Annotated in this window: 9 protein-coding genes; 8 read left to right on the top strand and 1 reads right to left on the bottom strand. The window is 36.9% G+C overall.

Annotation, left to right across the window (positions count from 1 at the left end):
* Positions 1-75: 75 nt before the first annotated feature.
* From addB to SD1D_RS09715, 3 genes are all read left to right on the top strand, one after another.
* A complete protein-coding gene (gene addB, locus SD1D_RS09725) occupies positions 76-3,486 on the top strand; it encodes a helicase-exonuclease AddAB subunit AddB (protein ID WP_058258733.1) in 3,411 nt (1,136 codons plus the stop codon).
* 32 nt (positions 3,487-3,518) lie between these two features.
* Positions 3,519-7,277 (top strand): UvrD-helicase domain-containing protein, encoded by a 3,759-nt coding sequence (locus tag SD1D_RS09720; RefSeq protein WP_058258732.1) that lies wholly within the window; start codon positions 3,519-3,521, stop codon positions 7,275-7,277.
* A 75-nt stretch (positions 7,278-7,352) separates the two neighbouring features.
* Entirely contained in the window at positions 7,353-7,574 is a 222-nt protein-coding gene (locus SD1D_RS09715) for a small, acid-soluble spore protein, alpha/beta type (RefSeq protein ID WP_058258731.1), read from the top strand.
* A 184-nt stretch (positions 7,575-7,758) separates the two neighbouring features.
* Here SD1D_RS09715 and SD1D_RS09710 read toward each other — a convergent pair whose 3' ends face one another.
* Positions 7,759-8,925, bottom strand: a complete 1,167-nt coding sequence (locus tag SD1D_RS09710) for an ROK family transcriptional regulator (protein ID WP_058258730.1) — start codon at positions 8,923-8,925, stop codon at positions 7,759-7,761.
* Between the two features lie 344 nt (positions 8,926-9,269).
* Between SD1D_RS09710 and xylB the strand changes: the two genes are divergently transcribed.
* The 5 genes from xylB (at position 9,270) to SD1D_RS09685 (ending at position 16,473) form a co-directional block, all read left to right on the top strand.
* A complete protein-coding gene (gene xylB, locus SD1D_RS09705; RefSeq protein WP_058258729.1) occupies positions 9,270-10,739 on the top strand; it encodes a xylulokinase in 1,470 nt (489 codons plus the stop codon).
* Between the two features lie 197 nt (positions 10,740-10,936).
* Positions 10,937-11,707, top strand: coding sequence for a class I SAM-dependent DNA methyltransferase (locus SD1D_RS09700; RefSeq protein WP_058258728.1), 771 nt, complete (start codon positions 10,937-10,939; stop codon positions 11,705-11,707).
* A 112-nt stretch (positions 11,708-11,819) separates the two neighbouring features.
* Positions 11,820-12,701 (top strand): Hsp33 family molecular chaperone HslO, encoded by an 882-nt coding sequence (gene hslO, locus SD1D_RS09695; RefSeq protein ID WP_058258727.1) that lies wholly within the window; start codon positions 11,820-11,822, stop codon positions 12,699-12,701.
* Between the two features lie 149 nt (positions 12,702-12,850).
* Positions 12,851-13,984: a glycosyl hydrolase family 8 gene (locus SD1D_RS09690; protein ID WP_058258726.1), complete on the top strand. Its 1,134-nt coding sequence runs from the start codon at positions 12,851-12,853 to the stop codon at positions 13,982-13,984.
* Positions 13,985-14,067: 83 nt separating this feature from the next.
* Complete coding sequence (locus tag SD1D_RS09685) at positions 14,068-16,473, top strand: GH36-type glycosyl hydrolase domain-containing protein (RefSeq protein WP_058258725.1); 2,406 nt, start codon at positions 14,068-14,070, stop codon at positions 16,471-16,473.
* Positions 16,474-16,591 lie beyond the last annotated feature (118 nt).

Here is a 16,591-nt window from a genome sequence, read left to right as displayed (position 1 = left end):
AATTTATGCCGATTTGTTCTGTTAAGGTGGCAAAATTTGTTTTAGATGTAAAGAAAACTGGGAAGGAGGATGGTTATGTCTTTGCAACTTTATCTAGGAAGTGCCGGTTCAGGCAAATCCCATCAGATGTATCATAATATTATTGAAGAATCTATAAAAAATCCCGACACCAATTATCTTATTATTGTTCCGGAGCAGTTTACTTTGCAAACCCAGAAGGATATGGTATCCATGCATCCAAACAATGGGGTTATAAATGTGGATATCTTGTCATTTATGCGTTTTGCTTACCGGATTTTTGATGAAGTAGGAGGTAATGACTTTCCTATATTAGAGGATACCGGAAAAAGCATGGTTATCCGTAGGGTGGTGGCAGAAAAAAGAAAGGAACTAATATTATTTGGGTCCGGTGTAAAAAAAGCCGGATTTATTAATGAGCTTAAATCACTGCTGTCTGAATTTTATCAATATAATATTAGACCGGATGATTTTGAAGAAATGATGGAGATTTCAGCAAAGAAGCCGGTATTAAAGGCAAAGCTCCATGATATTCGAACCATATATAAGGGTTTTGCTGATTTTATGAATGAACGATATATAACAGCTGAGGAAATCTTGCTTGTACTTAGTAAGGTAATTGATCAATCTACTTGGCTAAAAAACAGTGTCATATGCCTGGATGGGTTTACGGGATTTACTCCCTGTCAGAATGAAATCCTAGCCAAGATGATGAAATTAGCTAAAAAGGTTATGGTTACTGTAACAATCGACCCTAGGGAGCCCTTGATAGAAGAAAAATCAGACTATGGGCTCTTTGGACTAAGCCAAAAAACCATAAAAAAGCTATATGATATAGCTCTTGATACAGATACAAAAATTGAAGAGCCAATTTTTGTCCAAAATAAGAAGGATGGTAAGGTTCCTTACCGCTTCAGAAAATCCCCGGCTCTGGCATTTTTAGAGCATAATCTCTTTCGTTATCCCTACGATCGGTATGAGAAAGAACAGGATGAGATAAGCATCCATGGTGCCAAGGATCCTGAAAGTGAAATTGCTTTTGTAGTTAGGGAAATAAAACGTCTTATTAGGGAAGAGGGATATAGATATAAGGATATTGCAGTGGTTACAGGGGATATAGAAAGATATGGCAGGCTTGCTAAATATTATTTTACTCAGGCCAATATACCTTGTTTTATAGATTATAAGAAGGAGATTCTGGGAAATCCCTTTGTTGTATTTATCCGTTCTGCAACCCAGATTGCCTTAGAAGATTATAGTTATGAAAGTGTCTTTGCTTACTTAAGAAGTGGCCTTAGCAATATATCCCAAGATGAAGTAGACCTTTTAGAGGATTATGTTATTGCCTTTGGAATAAGAGGAGCTAAAAGATACCTAGAGCCATTTACCAGAAACCTTGGAAGGAAAAAGACACTTGATTTGGAACAGTTAAATTCCATACGGGAAAGATTTATAGAAGAGCTACATCCCTTGTATGAAACTCTTAAAAACAAAGATAATAAGGTAAGGGATTATGTACAGGCTTTATATGATTTGGGAATACGCTTAAATGTATGGGAAAAGCTTGAGAGCTTTAATAATTATTTTAAAGAATTAAATTTACCCCTTATGTCTAAGGAGTATGACCAGGTATATCGTATCGTAATGGAACTTTATGACCAGATTGTACTTCTTCTTGGGGATGAACATATAAGCTTAAAGGAATTTGGAGAGGTACTTGAAACCGGTCTTGCTGAGGCGAAAGTAGGTCTTATTCCTCCGGGCATGGATGAGATTGTAATAGGAGATACTGAACGGACCAGATTAAAAGATATTAGGGCCTTGTTTTTTGTAGGAGTTAATGAAGGTATAGTTCCTAAGGTTATTGGCAGTGGCGGTATCTTATCGGATGTGGAAAGGGAGCTGCTTACTAACAATGGAATTGAACTGGCTCCCACAAAGAGGCAGCAGGCATTTACCGAGCAGTTCTACATATATCTTAATGTGACCAAGCCTCAGGATAAGTTATATATAACATTTCATAGGGTAAATGAAGAAGGTAAATCAGTAGGACCTTCTTTCCTAATCAGCAAGCTCTTGTCCTATTTTAAAAAACTTACTATTACAACTTACGATGAAGAAACTGATGATATGGATTATATCCTTCAGGATGAAGGAATAAGATATTTGTCTGAGGGACTTAGAAATAGCCAAACTTCTGAAATTTTTAATGAACTGTATTATTATTATAGAAATGACCAGGAAAGAAGAAGAATACTGGACCTATTAATAGCCGGAGCTTTTTATGTCAATAAAGAAAAAGGTATATCAAAGGAAGCGGCATACTTACTTTATGGTGATAAATTAAGCGGAAGTGTTACCAGACTTGAGCGCTATGCAGGTTGTGCATTTGCCCATTTTATGTCCTATGGTCTGTCCCTAGAGCAGCGTAAGGAGTATAAACTGGCTGTACCTGATATAGGTAATATCTTTCATAATGCCATAGATGAATTTTCGAAAATGCTGGATGTCAGCCGATATAATTGGCATACAATACCTGATGAAATTAGAGAAGAGTGGGCTATAGAAGCAGTAAAAAAAGCTGTAGATGATTTTGAGGGTAGCTATCTAAGAAGCAGTAAAAGAAATGAGTACTTAATTAAACGAATTGAAAGGATTACCATAAGAACCTTATGGGCCTTGTGTAATCAGATTCGCCAGGGGGTATTTGAGCCTGCGGGCTATGAGATGGCTTTTTATCATATACCTGATGAGGATTTATTGCTGCGGGGAAGAATTGATAGGATGGATCTATATGAAACAGAGGATAAATTATATGTTAGGGTTATTGATTACAAAACCGGAGCTACGGCCTTTGATATTCAGAGTATATATTACGGACTACAAAAGCAACTAGCAATCTATCTAAGTGCTGCCATAGAATTTTTAAGTAAGCAGTATAAGGATAAAGAGATAATTCCGGCAGGTATTTTCTATTACCATATAGATGATCCCATTGTAGCAAAGTCTGACCAGGTTGATGAGGATATATATAAGAAGCTGAAGATGAACGGGCTGGTTAATCAAGACAAGGAAATTATAGGGCTTATGGATAATAAATTAAAGGGGCCTGACGGAACCCTTAGGGCTTCTGTAAAATCCGATATTATTCCGATAGAGACCAATAAAGAAGGTGAGCTGTCCAAACGTTCATCGGCAGCAAGCAAAAAACAGATACAAGCACTGCTTAATTTTGTTAATAAAAGATTGGTTGAGGATAAAAACCAGATACTAGAAGGGGATGCCAGGCTTAATCCCTATAGGGCAGGGGAGAGAACTGCCTGCGATTATTGTGAATATAAAAATGCCTGTGGTTTTGATGCGAGACTTCCCGGTTATTCATATCGCAACCTGGCTAAAAGATCTGTGGATGAATTAAAGGAGGAAATCTGGGGAGATAAGGATGTATCCGAAGAGAAAGAAAATTAGATTCACAGATATGTATGTAAAGGAGGATACCTATGGCTTGGACTAAAGCACAACAGAAGGTCATAGATACAAGAAATAAGAATCTATTGGTTTCTGCAGCGGCAGGTTCCGGTAAAACTGCGGTTTTGGTGGAAAGGATTATTTCAATGATTTCAGAGGGAGAAAAACCCCTAGACATTGATCAGCTTCTTGTGGTTACCTTTACCAATGCTGCAGCCGCTCAGATGAGGGATAGGATAGGTAAGGCTCTTGATAGAAAACTTATTGAAGAACCGGATAAGGTTCACCTGCAAAAACAACTTTCCCTACTGCAAAGTGCCCATATCACTACAATACATAGTTTCTGCCTAAATGTTATAAGAAACTATTTTCATCATATAGACCTTGATCCTTCTTTCAAACTGGCAGATGAATCTGAGATTACCCTGATGAAATCTGATATTATATCAGAGGTATTGGAAAAATGGTATGAAGAGGGCAGCAAAGATTTTCTTAAGCTTATTGAGAGTTATTCCCGTTACAAATCCGACCTTCCCGTAGAGGAGTTGGTACTGTCCTTATATAATTTTGCTATGAGTAATCCTTGGCCTAAGCTTTGGTTGGAAAAAATTCAAGAAAGCTTTAAACTTGAATCTATTGATGATATGAATAAGGCCAAATGGATGAAAGAATTATTAGATTATATATCTATAGTACTTGGTGATTTGTTAAAAAAGATAGATGCAGCCATAGAAATATGCAATGAAGTGGACGGACCAGAGGCTTATCTTCCGGCTCTTGTCAGTGATAGGACCATGATTGAAGAGCTTATGAAAGAAAGCTCTTATGAAGGCTATGGAGAAGCTTTTTTTAAGATATCATTTGTACGGCTGTCATCAAAAAGACAGGCTGATGTATCCCCGGAAAAAAAAGATAGGGTAAAAGCCTTAAGGGAGGAAGTTAAAAAGGCTATAAAGGATCTTACTAATCAGTTTTTCTTTCAATCTGCAGAAGAAATGTATAATGATCTTAAGTCTGTTAGTGGGGTAATGGAGGTATTATCAAAGCTTACCCTGGATTTTATGGAAGCTTTTGCAGCTAAAAAAGAAGAAAAAAATATTTTGGATTTTAATGATTTGGAGCATTTTGCCCTAAGCATATTAGTAGAGGAAAAAGAGGGGAAAATAATTCCCACAAAAGCCGCTATGGAACTTAGTGAGCAATTTGAAGAAATATTAATAGATGAATATCAAGACAGTAACCTGGTTCAAGAAACAATTCTTCAAAGTATATCAAGGGAAAATATTGGAGTATATAATCGATTTATGGTGGGAGATGTAAAGCAAAGCATTTATAAATTCCGCCTAGCCATGCCTGAGATATTTCTTGAAAAGCTAAAAACTTATGGAACTTATGACCAGGATGATGAGGGCAATATAAATCCTACCCAAAGAATAGATCTTGATAAGAACTTTAGAAGCAGGAAAGTAGTTTTAGACTTTGTAAATGATATCTTTGAACAGATTATGACTGAGTCTGTGGGAGGAGTTGTTTACGATGAAGCGGCTTCCTTAAAATATGGAGAATTATTTGAAGAACTGCTTCCTAAAGAAGAGGCTGAAAAACTCACAGATAAGGTAAAGGCAAGAATATCAAAAGATGTGGAACTGATACTTGTATCAGAGGAAGAAGATGAGAGTGAAGATGGCCTAAAGGGTGATACCGGTCAGAATAAGGAAGTTATATTGCAAGAATCAGATGAGGATGAAATCCAATATACTAAGAAAGAATTAGAAGCAAGAGCAGTAGCAAAACGTATTAAGGAAATTATAGATCCGGATAAGGGGCTGCTTTTGATTGATAAAGATGAGGAAGGTAATATAATTCACCGGCCGGCCAAACTTAAAGATATAGTAATCCTACTTCGTACCATGACAGGATGGGCTGATGTTTTTGTAAATACCCTGATGCAGGAAGGAATCCCTGCTTATGCCGATACCGGAACAGGTTATTTTCAGACTTCAGAGATTATGACCCTATTAAATATGTTAAGGATTATTGATAATCCCAGGCAGGATATACCTTTTGCCGGAGTCTTATATTCTCCTATTGGGGGTTTTTCATCTGATGAGCTGGCTCAAATTAGGCTTATGGATAAAAGTTCAACAATGTATAGTGCAGCTTTAGCTTATGCCAATGAAGGTTCTAATGAAGCCATAAAGGATAAACTAAAGGTATTTTTAGATATGCTTCATAAACTGCGGGATATGGTAAAATATACTCCCATCCATGAACTGATTCAAGAAGTTTTGGATATGACCGGATATGCTTATTATGTTATGGCTATGCCCGGAGGGGATAGAAGGAAAGCAAATATCGACATGTTGATTTCCCATGCAGTCAGGTTTGAAAAAGGCACTTATAGCGGTTTGTTTCACTTTATCCGTTATATAGAAAAGCTTCATAAATATGAAGTGGATTTTGGAGAAGCCTCTATTTCCGGAGAACATGATGATACGGTAAGGATTATGAGTATACACAAAAGTAAGGGGCTGGAATTTCCGGTTGTATTTGTAAGCGGTCTAAGTAAACAGTTTAATATGCAGGATCAAAGAAGCAGTATTTTACTTCATGTTGATTACGGGGTAGGACCTGATTATATTGATCTCGAGAATAGGACTAAGGTTAATACCCTACTTAAGAAAGTAATCCAGAAAAAAAGCCTGATTGACAGTCTAGGTGAAGAACTTAGGGTTCTATATGTGGCCATGACAAGGGCTAAAGAAAAACTTATTATGACCGGATATTTAAAATCCATGGAAGATTTATATGTGAAGAAAGATTTCTCCTTCTTTGAACTTACATCAGTGAAAAATTATCTGGACTTGGTCCTTCCTGCCATGAATAATAAGCCTAGGGATTATATGGACATTAAAGTTTATAAAAAGCAGGATATTATTTATGAAGATATGGTTAAGCAGGTCTTTCTGCAAAATGATCAAGAAGAGTTAGATAACCGTATAATTAATCAGAAAAGAAATGAAAATATTCAAAATGAGATTAAGGAAAGACTTAATTTTGACTATCCTTATTCTAAAGAAGCAAATCTTAGGGTAAAACTGACGGTATCAGAGTTAAAAAAGATTGGGCAATTTATTGATGATGAGGATAGTGAGATATTATTTGATCGCAGGCTAGAAGAAGCGGATAATGTAGGGACCGAGGAAAAGAAAAGTGCCATTAATGAAAACCAATATGTTCCCAACTTTGCTAAGGAAGCTAGTGAGCAAATATCCGGTACGGACCGGGGTACTCTTTATCATAAGGTGCTGGAACTTTTAGATCTTAGTAAGGTAAATGATTACAAGGATTTACTATGGGAACTGGATGGTATGATAGAAGCCGGAAAAATTACAAAAGAGGATATGGCTAAACTTAACCTTAAGAATATATTTAGATACAGCCAGAGTAATATAGCCAAAAGGGTGATGAAGGCTCAGGCAGCAGGAAAGCTGTATAAAGAAAAACAATTTGTCATAGGATTAAAGGCAAAGGATATATATCCTGATCAGGATAGCGAGGAGCTTGTTCTTATTCAAGGAATTATTGATGTGTACTTTGAAGAGGAGGGCGAGCTGGTTCTTCTTGATTATAAATCAGACATTGCTCATAATGAAAAACAGCTACTTGACAGATATAAGATACAGCTTATTTACTATAAAAAAGCATTGGAACAGATATTAAATAAAAAGGTTAAGGAAATGGTTATCTACTCCCTTTACCTAGGAAAAGAAATCCCGGTTAAAGAATGACTTTTAATACAAATAGAATATTCTTATTGAAGTTGGTTACACTCTAGAAAAGTAAGAAAGAAAGGGTGTAACAGGATGGGAAAAAAACGCAATAAGAAGATAGATTTGAATAATTTAAAACCTGAGGAAGAAATGAAATATGAGATTGCCAGTGAACTGGGATACTTAGATAAAGTGCTTACAAGCGGTTGGCAATCCCTTACGGCAAAAGAATCAGGAAGGATAGGGGGCTTAATAACCAAAAGAAAGAGGGAATTAAAAAAACAGAGTGAAGTTGAAAAAGAACAGGTTAAATAATAATATTTAGTTTAGACTTATAAAGTAAGTTAGTAAATATAATTCATATAAAAAGCATGACATGTTTGGAGATCTATGTTTACATTTTCCAAATAGGTCATGTTTTTTATTTGTCTCCTATATTAAAATAGATATTATATAAAAAAGGACTTGTGTCAGTTTATACACAAGTCCAATATTATCTCTAAAAAGGAGATTGATACTTTGCATTATTTAGTTTTAGATTATTGACCCCTAAGAAATTCTTGATAGCCACACATGCGCCCCCAAGCAAAATAGATGTGTCTTGGAGAACCGATGGAACGATTCTGATATAATTATTCATTTTGCTTTTTAGGGCATCCTCGATCTTTTTAAGTGCATGGGGAAAATGAATTGTAAATGAGCTGTTAATAATAACAATCTCCGGATTATAAGCATTTAAAATATTATTAATTCCCACGGATATATATTTTATAAATTGATCTAAGATCTTAATTGCATCAGGATCATTTTCTTCATACATATCACGGTAAGTATTAAAATCTACTTCCTCTAATCCCTTTAATTTTGCAAATTCATTAAGCAATACCCGTTCAGATACATATTGCTCTAAACATCCAAGGTTGCCACAGGGACATTGTCTGCCATCAATTTCTACAATAGTATGGCCAAATTCACCGGCATGGCCGCTATATCCGCTATAGAGTTGGTTATTAATAATTATACCCAGTCCAATACCGGAATGAATGCTGATATTGGCTATATTAGAATAGTCATATTGGAAGGTTTTTTCTCCTATTACGGATAAATTAGCCTCATTTTCAAGATATATAGGAACATTAAAGTGTTCACCTATGGTCTTTGCAAGATCTGACCCGGACAAATTATAATATGGTGCAAATGATATTTGATTATTAGCTGTTACACCATGTATTCCAATGCTTATACCCACCAGTCCATATGGAGTATCGCTTGGGAATTTCATAGATTCAATTAAATTAATTATTTCATTTATTATATTAGCTGCATTTTTTGGGGTTCTTATTTGCTTTATGCTGCAATCTTCTCCGGCTAAGTCAGAAACCAATGCAGATATGGTATCAACCCCAAGATCAATAGATACAACAAAACCGGCCTTCTTATTTAAGCTAAGAAGGATGGGTTTTCTACCTAGGCTTGTATCATCACTGCCTATTTCTATAACCAGCTTACGATTAATTAAGTCTTGTACAATGGCAGAAACAGTAGCCTTGGTTAATCCAAGATGTTTTGCCGTAGCTGCTCTTGAGATAGAGGCTTCATTTATGATGGTTTCTAATACCAGATGGGTATTAATATCCCGTATTAGTTCTTTACTGCCTGTAACCATAACATTCACCTTTCACTTACATAAATAAACAAAATATTAAGAATTGCTCATATTATGCATATTTTTATAATTTTTCATATTAGTAATACAATTGTACTAATTTACCTATGGTCATGTTATCATATAATGCTTAATTTGGAAAGAGATTATTGTTTGAAGGAGTGATTGCAGCTTGACATTAGAAGGTGGGGTTGCTATAGTTAAATTAATATAGTTTAATCAATTAACAAGATGATTTTCAAGAATTTATAGCCCATAAAGCATGCGATGACGTACAATAAATCTGCACGGCAATGGCTGCCTGGGTGCCTAAAATTCATATAATGAAAGGAGTAGACACACACATGCTGTATATTGGTGTTGATTTAGGAACATCCTCTGTAAAGTTATTACTAATGGATGAAGAAGGACAAATTAAGAGTATAGTTACCAGGGAATATCCCTTATACTTTCCTAAGCCCGGTTGGTCCGAGCAGAATCCCGAGGATTGGTATAGTGCTTTAGTAGATGGTATTAAAGAATTAACCAAGGATTGCAATAAGGATGAAATTGACGGTATAAGCTTTAGCGGACAGATGCATGGAATGGTTATTCTTGATGAGAATGACAAGGTTATCCGTCCTGCAATTTTATGGAATGACGGACGTACCCAGGCAGAATGTGATTATTTAAATAATGAGATAGGTAGAGAAAAAATATCCTCTTATACAGCCAATATGGCCCTGACCGGATTTACTGCACCTAAATTATTATGGGTAAGAAAGCATGAGCCTGATAATTTTGCAAAGATAAAAAAGGTTATGCTGCCTAAGGATTATATTGCATATATGCTCTCCGGAGTACATTGTACTGATGTATCAGATGCTTCCGGTATGTTATTATTTGATGTTAAGAATAAGTGCTGGTCCAAAGAAATGCTTGATATATGCGGACTTAAGGAAGAACAGATGGCTAAGGTTTTTGAATCCTATGAAGTTGTAGGAACACTAAGTCAGAAGGCAGCAGATGAACTTGGTCTTCCAAGCACTGTTAAAGTAATTGCAGGTGGCGGTGACCAGGCAGTTGCAGCGGTAGGTACAGGTACAGTAGGGGAAGGAAAATGTAATATATCACTGGGAACTTCCGGTGTTGTCTTTATATCCTCACAGAATTTTGCAGTGGATGATAATAATGCCCTTCATGCCTTCTGCCATGCTGACGGAAAATATCACTTAATGGGTGTTATGCTTTCTGCAGCAGCTTCTAACAAATGGTGGATGGATGAAATCATCGGAACCAAGGAGTATAGCAAGGAGCAGAAGGATATTACAAAACTTGGCCAGAACAATGTATACTTCCTACCATATCTGATGGGAGAAAGAACACCTCATAACAATCCCAATGCAAGGGGTACCTTTATCGGTATGACCATGGATACAACCCGTGCAGATATGACACAGGCAGTTTTAGAAGGTGTAGCCTTTGCTCTTCGTGATTCCTTTGAAATTGCTAAGTCCTTAGGTGTTAATATAGAAAGAACCAGAATTAACGGTGGGGGAGCAAAAAGCCCTCTATGGTGTAAGATAGTGGCTAATGTTCTTAACGTTAAGGTAGATAAGATAAACTCTGAGGAAGGTCCGGCCTTTGGTGCAGCTATTTTAGCAGCTGTAGGCTGCGGCAAATATGCCAGTGTAGAAGAAGCAACAGAAAAGCTTATTAAGGTAGTTGAGACCACTGAGCAGGATCCTGATATTGTAGAGCTTTATAATAAAAAATATCAGGTGTTTAAAGAAATATATCCTACATTAAAGGATATGTTTGATAAAATGGTATAAGATATAGAGTGTAAAAATAGTTGAAATCATAGAAAAATAGTTGGGCATAAGTTCTATATGCCCTGCTATTTTTTTTGGATTAAGTTTAATTTTGGAAATATTTGAATATCCTTGTTGTATGTAAAAATATTGTATGATAAAATGTGTTTTAGACAATGGATAAATATACAAACTAAAACAGCATAAAAGGAGATAAAATGGAAGCTTATACGGGCTTTGCCTCAGTATATGATATATTAATGAATCATATACCCTATGACAAATGGGCTGATTATATAGAGAATATACTTAAAAAACATGGTATAGATAAGGGACTGCTACTGGAGCTAGGCTGCGGTACAGGGAAGATGACCAGAAGGATGGCCAAAAAAGGCTATGACATGATAGGAATTGATATTTCCCAAGAAATGCTTTCTATAGCCAGGGAAAAAAGTGAGGGCTTAGATGATGGTATTCTTTATCTATGCCAAGATATGAGGGAATTTGAACTTTATGGAACTGTAGCGGCAGTAATCTGTGTCTGCGACAGTATTAACTATATGGTAAATTCTGATGATCTTAGGAAGGTGTTTAACTTAGTGGGAAATTATCTTGATCCCGGTGGCCTCTTTATCTTTGATATGGATACCCAGTATCTTTATGAGGAAGTATTGGCAGACAATGTAACATATATGGATCATGAAGATGGCTGCTTTATCTGGGAAAATACCCTTTATCCCGATGAAATGATTAATGAGGTTAACCTAACCTTATTCCAAAGACAAGGGGACAATTTATACAGTAAACACAAAGAGACCCATATTAGGAAAGCATACGATATAGAAACTATAAAAAAGCTTTTAGACCAGGCTGGACTTGATATGTTAGGAGCTTATCATGAGCTTACTGATAAAGAGCCAAGAATAGATAGCGAAAGGGTATATATAATTGCCAGGGAAAGGCACAGGTCCAACAAATTATATATATAGAAACATTTAAGAGATTATTAATTGATTATGTATATCAATGCATAGATTGGAATCATATTAAGCAAATTAACATATACCAGAGGATGAAGAAATAGAAAGGATTAGTTGAAATATGACAGATTATATTGTAAGGGCAAGTGCTGCAAACAACCAGATTAGAGCCTTTGCAGCTACAAGCAAAAATTTAATAGAACATGCAAGAACCATTCATAATACAAGTCCCATAGCTACTGCCGCTTTAGGAAGACTGCTTACAGCCGGGGCAATGATGGGAGTTATGATGAAGGGAGATAAGGATTTACTTACCCTTCAGATAAAGGGAAATGGTCCTATTGGTGGAGTAACAGTTACTGCTAATTCCAAAGGAACAGTTAAAGGTTATGTGTATAATCCCCAAATAATGCTTCCTGCAAATCCTCAAGGAAAGCTAGATGTGGGGGGAGCCATAGGGGAAGGCATGCTTACGGTAATTAAGGATTTAGGTTTAAAGGAACCTTATGTAGGTCAGACAAATCTTGTATCCGGTGAAATAGCAGAAGACTTAACATATTATTATGCAACCAGTGAGCAGGTTCCATCAAGCGTTGCTCTTGGAGTATTGATGAATAAAGATAATACTGTACGCTGCGGGGGAGGATTTATCTTGCAATTAATGCCCTTTGCCGAAGATGAAGTTATAAGCAAGCTTGAGGAAAAAATCAGTGGTTTAAAAGGAATTACGGGACTTCTTGATAAGGGTATGACTCCTGAGATGATTTTAGACCATCTCCTTGGAGATTTAGGTATGGAGATTTTGGAGAAGTACCCCACAGGGTTTGAATGTAACTGCAGCAAGGAAAGGGTAGAAAAAGCTGTAATATCCATAGGGAAAAAAGATATCAAGGAAATGATTGATGATAATAAACCTATTGAAGTAAATTGCCATTTTTGCAATGAACATTATATTTTTACCGTTGAGGAATTAAAAGAGATATATTCTAAGGCTAGTAGGTAATTTGTCAAAGAAATGAAATTACAAGAAGAGGATAAATAAGCCCATTGTTTCGGTTTCAATAGGATTATACAATTAATGAGGTTTACTAAACAGAAGCTAACAGCTGTTGACTAATCAAAACTTTATCTGAAAAGGAAAGGAGAAGGTTAATGAAGGGAGCATTTTATACAGGAGAATATAGAAATGTTTTTAAAGAATTAGGCTATAGTGAAGATGAAATCAGAAAAAAGATTGATGATGCTTATCAAACTATATTCTACGGTTCTGAAGATGAACGTTTCTACCATGAAATAGGAGACGATATGGCATATCTTGAGGATACCGGTAATAATGATGCCAGGACCGAAGGTATCTCCTATGGAATGATGATGTGTGTTCAAAATAATTGGAAAAAGGAATTTGATCGTCTTTGGAAGTTCGCAAAGACTTATATGTGGATGGAAGATGGAGAAAATGCCGGGTATTTTGCTTGGTCTGTACAGCCGGACGGTACGAAAAATTCTCACGGACCGGCTCCTGACGGTGAGGAGTATTTTGCCATGGCCCTATTTTTTGCTTCAAACCGCTGGGGAGACGGAGAGGGCATTTATAATTATTCCAAAGAGGCAAGGGCTATCCTCCATGAATGTATTCATAAAGGCGAAGATGGAAAGCCCGGCTATCCTATGTGGGAGCCTTCCAATAAGCTGATTAAATTTGTTCCTAATTTTAATTTTACAGATCCCTCTTATCATCTGCCTCATTTTTATGAATTATTTGCTTTATGGGCAAATGAAGAGGATAGAGAGTTTTGGAAGGAGGCGGCCAAGGCCAGCAGGGAATATCTACATAAAGCCTGCCATCCTGTAACCGGACTTGCTCCGGAATATGCCCATTATGATGGGACACCGGTTACTTTTGATAATAGAGACAGATATTATAGCGATTCATATCGGGTTGCTGCCAATATTGGTCTAGACTATGCTTGGTTTGCAGCTGATGAGTGGCAGAGGGATTGTGCCGATAAGATACAGGCTTTCTTTTGCGAAACAGCTAAGGGGAAAATCGATAGGGTCTATAAGATTGACGGTACCATATTAGATGAGCCGGCACTTCACCCTGTTGCAATTATAGCTACCAATGCACAGGCGGCACTGGCAGCCAATGATACAAAAAACTTAAGGGAATGTGTTGAATTATTCTGGAATACACCACTTCGAAAAGGGGTGCGCCGCTATTATGACAACTGTCTATATCTATTTGCTTTACTTGCTTTAAGCGGCAACTACAGAATATGGAAATAAGAACATGGAAATAGGGGGAGAAATCAACCGTTATTAGTTAAGTTTACATTAGGGAGTAAAAATAATAATAAAGGAGTGGTTATATGAGATACGGATATTTTGATGAAGCCAGTAAGGAATACGTTATAACAAGACCTGATACTCCGGCCCCTTGGGCCAATTACTTAGGGTCTCCTGAGTACGGAGCTATTATATCCAATAATGCCGGGGGATACAGCTTTGTAAAAAGCGGTGCCAATGGACGTATATCCCGCTACATATTTAACCAGGAGGATAAGCCCGGAAGATATATTTATCTAAGGGATGATGAGGACAATGATTACTGGTCTGCATCTTGGCAGCCTGTAGGAAAGCCTTTAGGTGAAGGGTATGATAAATATCAAAGTGAGTGCCGTCACGGAATGGCATATACCACTATAAAAGGGAGATATAAGGACATTAGTTCAGAGGTATTATATTATGTCCCTTTAAATAAAACCCATGAAGTATGGAAAGTAAAAATAACAAACAATAGTGACAGACCAAGAAAAATATCAGCTTTCGGATATATTGAATTTACCAATGAAAGCTTTTATGAAAATGACCAGGTAAATCTGCAGTATACATTATTTATAACAAGAACCTATCTAAAAGGTAATAAAATTCTTCAAACTGTCAATGAAAATGATATGAAAAATGAAGAAGGCACCAATAATAGGGAAAGATTCTTTGGTCTGGTTGGAGCACCGATTACTTCATATAACGGAGATAAATCATCCTTTATCGGTGCGTACAGAAGCTATCATAATCCCATAGCAGTAGAGCGTGGAAACTGTGATAATACACTAAATTATAATTCCAATGCCTGTGGGGCTATACATACAAAGATAGAATTACAAGCCGGTGAAAGTAAGGAGTTTGCCTTCTTCCTAGGACAAAAAAATGATAAAGAGGCTACAAAAATTCTTGATTCATATTCAGATCTAAGCACTATCGATAAAGAGCTTAAGGAATTGAAGGACTACTGGCATGGTAAGTTTGCTAACTTCCAAGTAAATACTCCGAGCCAGGAGTTTAACGTAATGATAAATACCTGGAATGCATATCAATGCTTTATAACATTTATATGGTCTAGAGCAGCCTCCTTTATCTATTGCGGATTACGTAACGGCTATGGATATAGGGATACAGTACAGGATATTCAGGGAATTATCCATTTGGATCCTGCCATGGCAAAGGATAAGATAAGGTTTATGCTTTCGGCACAGGTTGATAACGGGGGAGGACTTCCTCTGGTAAAATTTGACCACAATGCCGGCCATGAGGATACTCCCGATGATGCTTCTTATGTACAGGCAACCGGTCATCCGGCATATCGTGCTGATGATGCCCTTTGGTTATTCCCTACCGTATACAAATATATGGCAGAGACCGGAGACAAGGAGTTCTTGGACGAGGTTATTCCTTATGCTAACCGTGATGAAGGGACAGTTTATGACCATTTAAAAAGGGCTATCAACTTTTCCATGGAGCGGCTTAGTACCCATAATATGCCTGCGGGCCTCCATGCCGACTGGAATGACTGTCTGCGTCTGGGCAAAAAAGGTGAGTCTACTTTCGTTGCATTACAGCTTTACTATGCTATGTCTGTTATCCGGGATATTGCCCTAGATAAAAATGACCAAGAATATATTGCCTATATCGACAAGGTTCAAAAAGAACTTAAGGATACTATCAATAAAAATTGTTGGGAGGATGACCGTTTTATCCGTGGATTTAAGGAGGACGGTCAGGTAATCGGTTCTAAGAAGGATCCAGAGGCCAGCATGTGGCTTAATCCACAGTCATGGTCAGTAATCTCTGGCCTTGCCACAAAAGAACAGGCAAAAAAAGCTCTAGATAGTGTTTATAGAGAGCTTAATACTGAGTATGGTGTAAGAGTAATGGCACCTTCATATGTAGATCATGCATTTGACGGAGCCTTAGCAATACTGTTTAATCCCTCCACTAAAGAAAATGGCGGTATATTTTCACAGCCTCAGGGTTGGATTATTTTAGCCGAGTCATTACTGGGACGGGGTAACCGTGCTTTTGAATACTTTATGAAAGCTTGCCCGGCTGCCATGAACGACAAAGCAGAAATACGGGTACTAGAGCCATATGTTCACGGACAGTTTATAGAAAGTGTGGATAGTCCTTTTGAGGGAAGGGCACATGTACACTGGCTGACAGGTACGGCTTCAACGGTTATGGTAGGTTCTGTGGAGGGAATTCTGGGAATAAGACCGGATCTTAACGGCATAAGAATTGCCCCTAGCATACCCAGTGAATGGAAGGAATTAACCATAGATAAAAAATTCCGTGGAAAGATGCTTCATATTAAAGTGAAAAATGAATCCGGTGGGGAAAGCGCTTATAAGGAATTCTATGTAAATGGCGAGAAGTTAGATGATAACTATATTCCTGAATCTTTGATGAAGGATGAAAACGAAATAGTTCTGCTTATGTAGACAAATAAATTTTTTTGGACCTGTGTAAAATAAAAACACAGGTCCGATTTGATATTATATAACTATATTTGTAAGCAATAGTGAATATGTGAAAAAATTGTGATATGTAGACAAAAGT

It is taken from the genome of Herbinix luporum (assembly GCF_900070325.1).
Lineage (GTDB): Bacteria > Bacillota > Clostridia > Lachnospirales > Lachnospiraceae > Mobilitalea > Mobilitalea luporum.
This window is presented reverse-complemented; position numbering and strand designations above follow the sequence as displayed.

Bases quoted from the DNA above. Each gene is read 5' to 3' on its own strand.
- SD1D_RS09685 (WP_058258725.1), top strand. From the start codon at position 14,068: ATGAGATACGGATATTTTGATGAAGCCAGTAAGGAATACGTTATAACA.
- SD1D_RS09710 (WP_058258730.1), bottom strand. From the start codon at position 8,925: ATGGTTACAGGCAGTAAAGAACTAATACGGGATATTAATACCCATCTG.
- SD1D_RS09690 (WP_058258726.1), top strand. From the start codon at position 12,851: ATGAAGGGAGCATTTTATACAGGAGAATATAGAAATGTTTTTAAAGAA.
- SD1D_RS09700 (WP_058258728.1), top strand. From the start codon at position 10,937: ATGGAAGCTTATACGGGCTTTGCCTCAGTATATGATATATTAATGAAT.
- xylB (WP_058258729.1), top strand. From the start codon at position 9,270: ATGCTGTATATTGGTGTTGATTTAGGAACATCCTCTGTAAAGTTATTA.
- SD1D_RS09715 (WP_058258731.1), top strand. From the start codon at position 7,353: ATGGGAAAAAAACGCAATAAGAAGATAGATTTGAATAATTTAAAACCT.
- SD1D_RS09720 (WP_058258732.1), top strand. From the start codon at position 3,519: ATGGCTTGGACTAAAGCACAACAGAAGGTCATAGATACAAGAAATAAG.
- hslO (WP_058258727.1), top strand. From the start codon at position 11,820: ATGACAGATTATATTGTAAGGGCAAGTGCTGCAAACAACCAGATTAGA.
- addB (WP_058258733.1), top strand. From the start codon at position 76: ATGTCTTTGCAACTTTATCTAGGAAGTGCCGGTTCAGGCAAATCCCAT.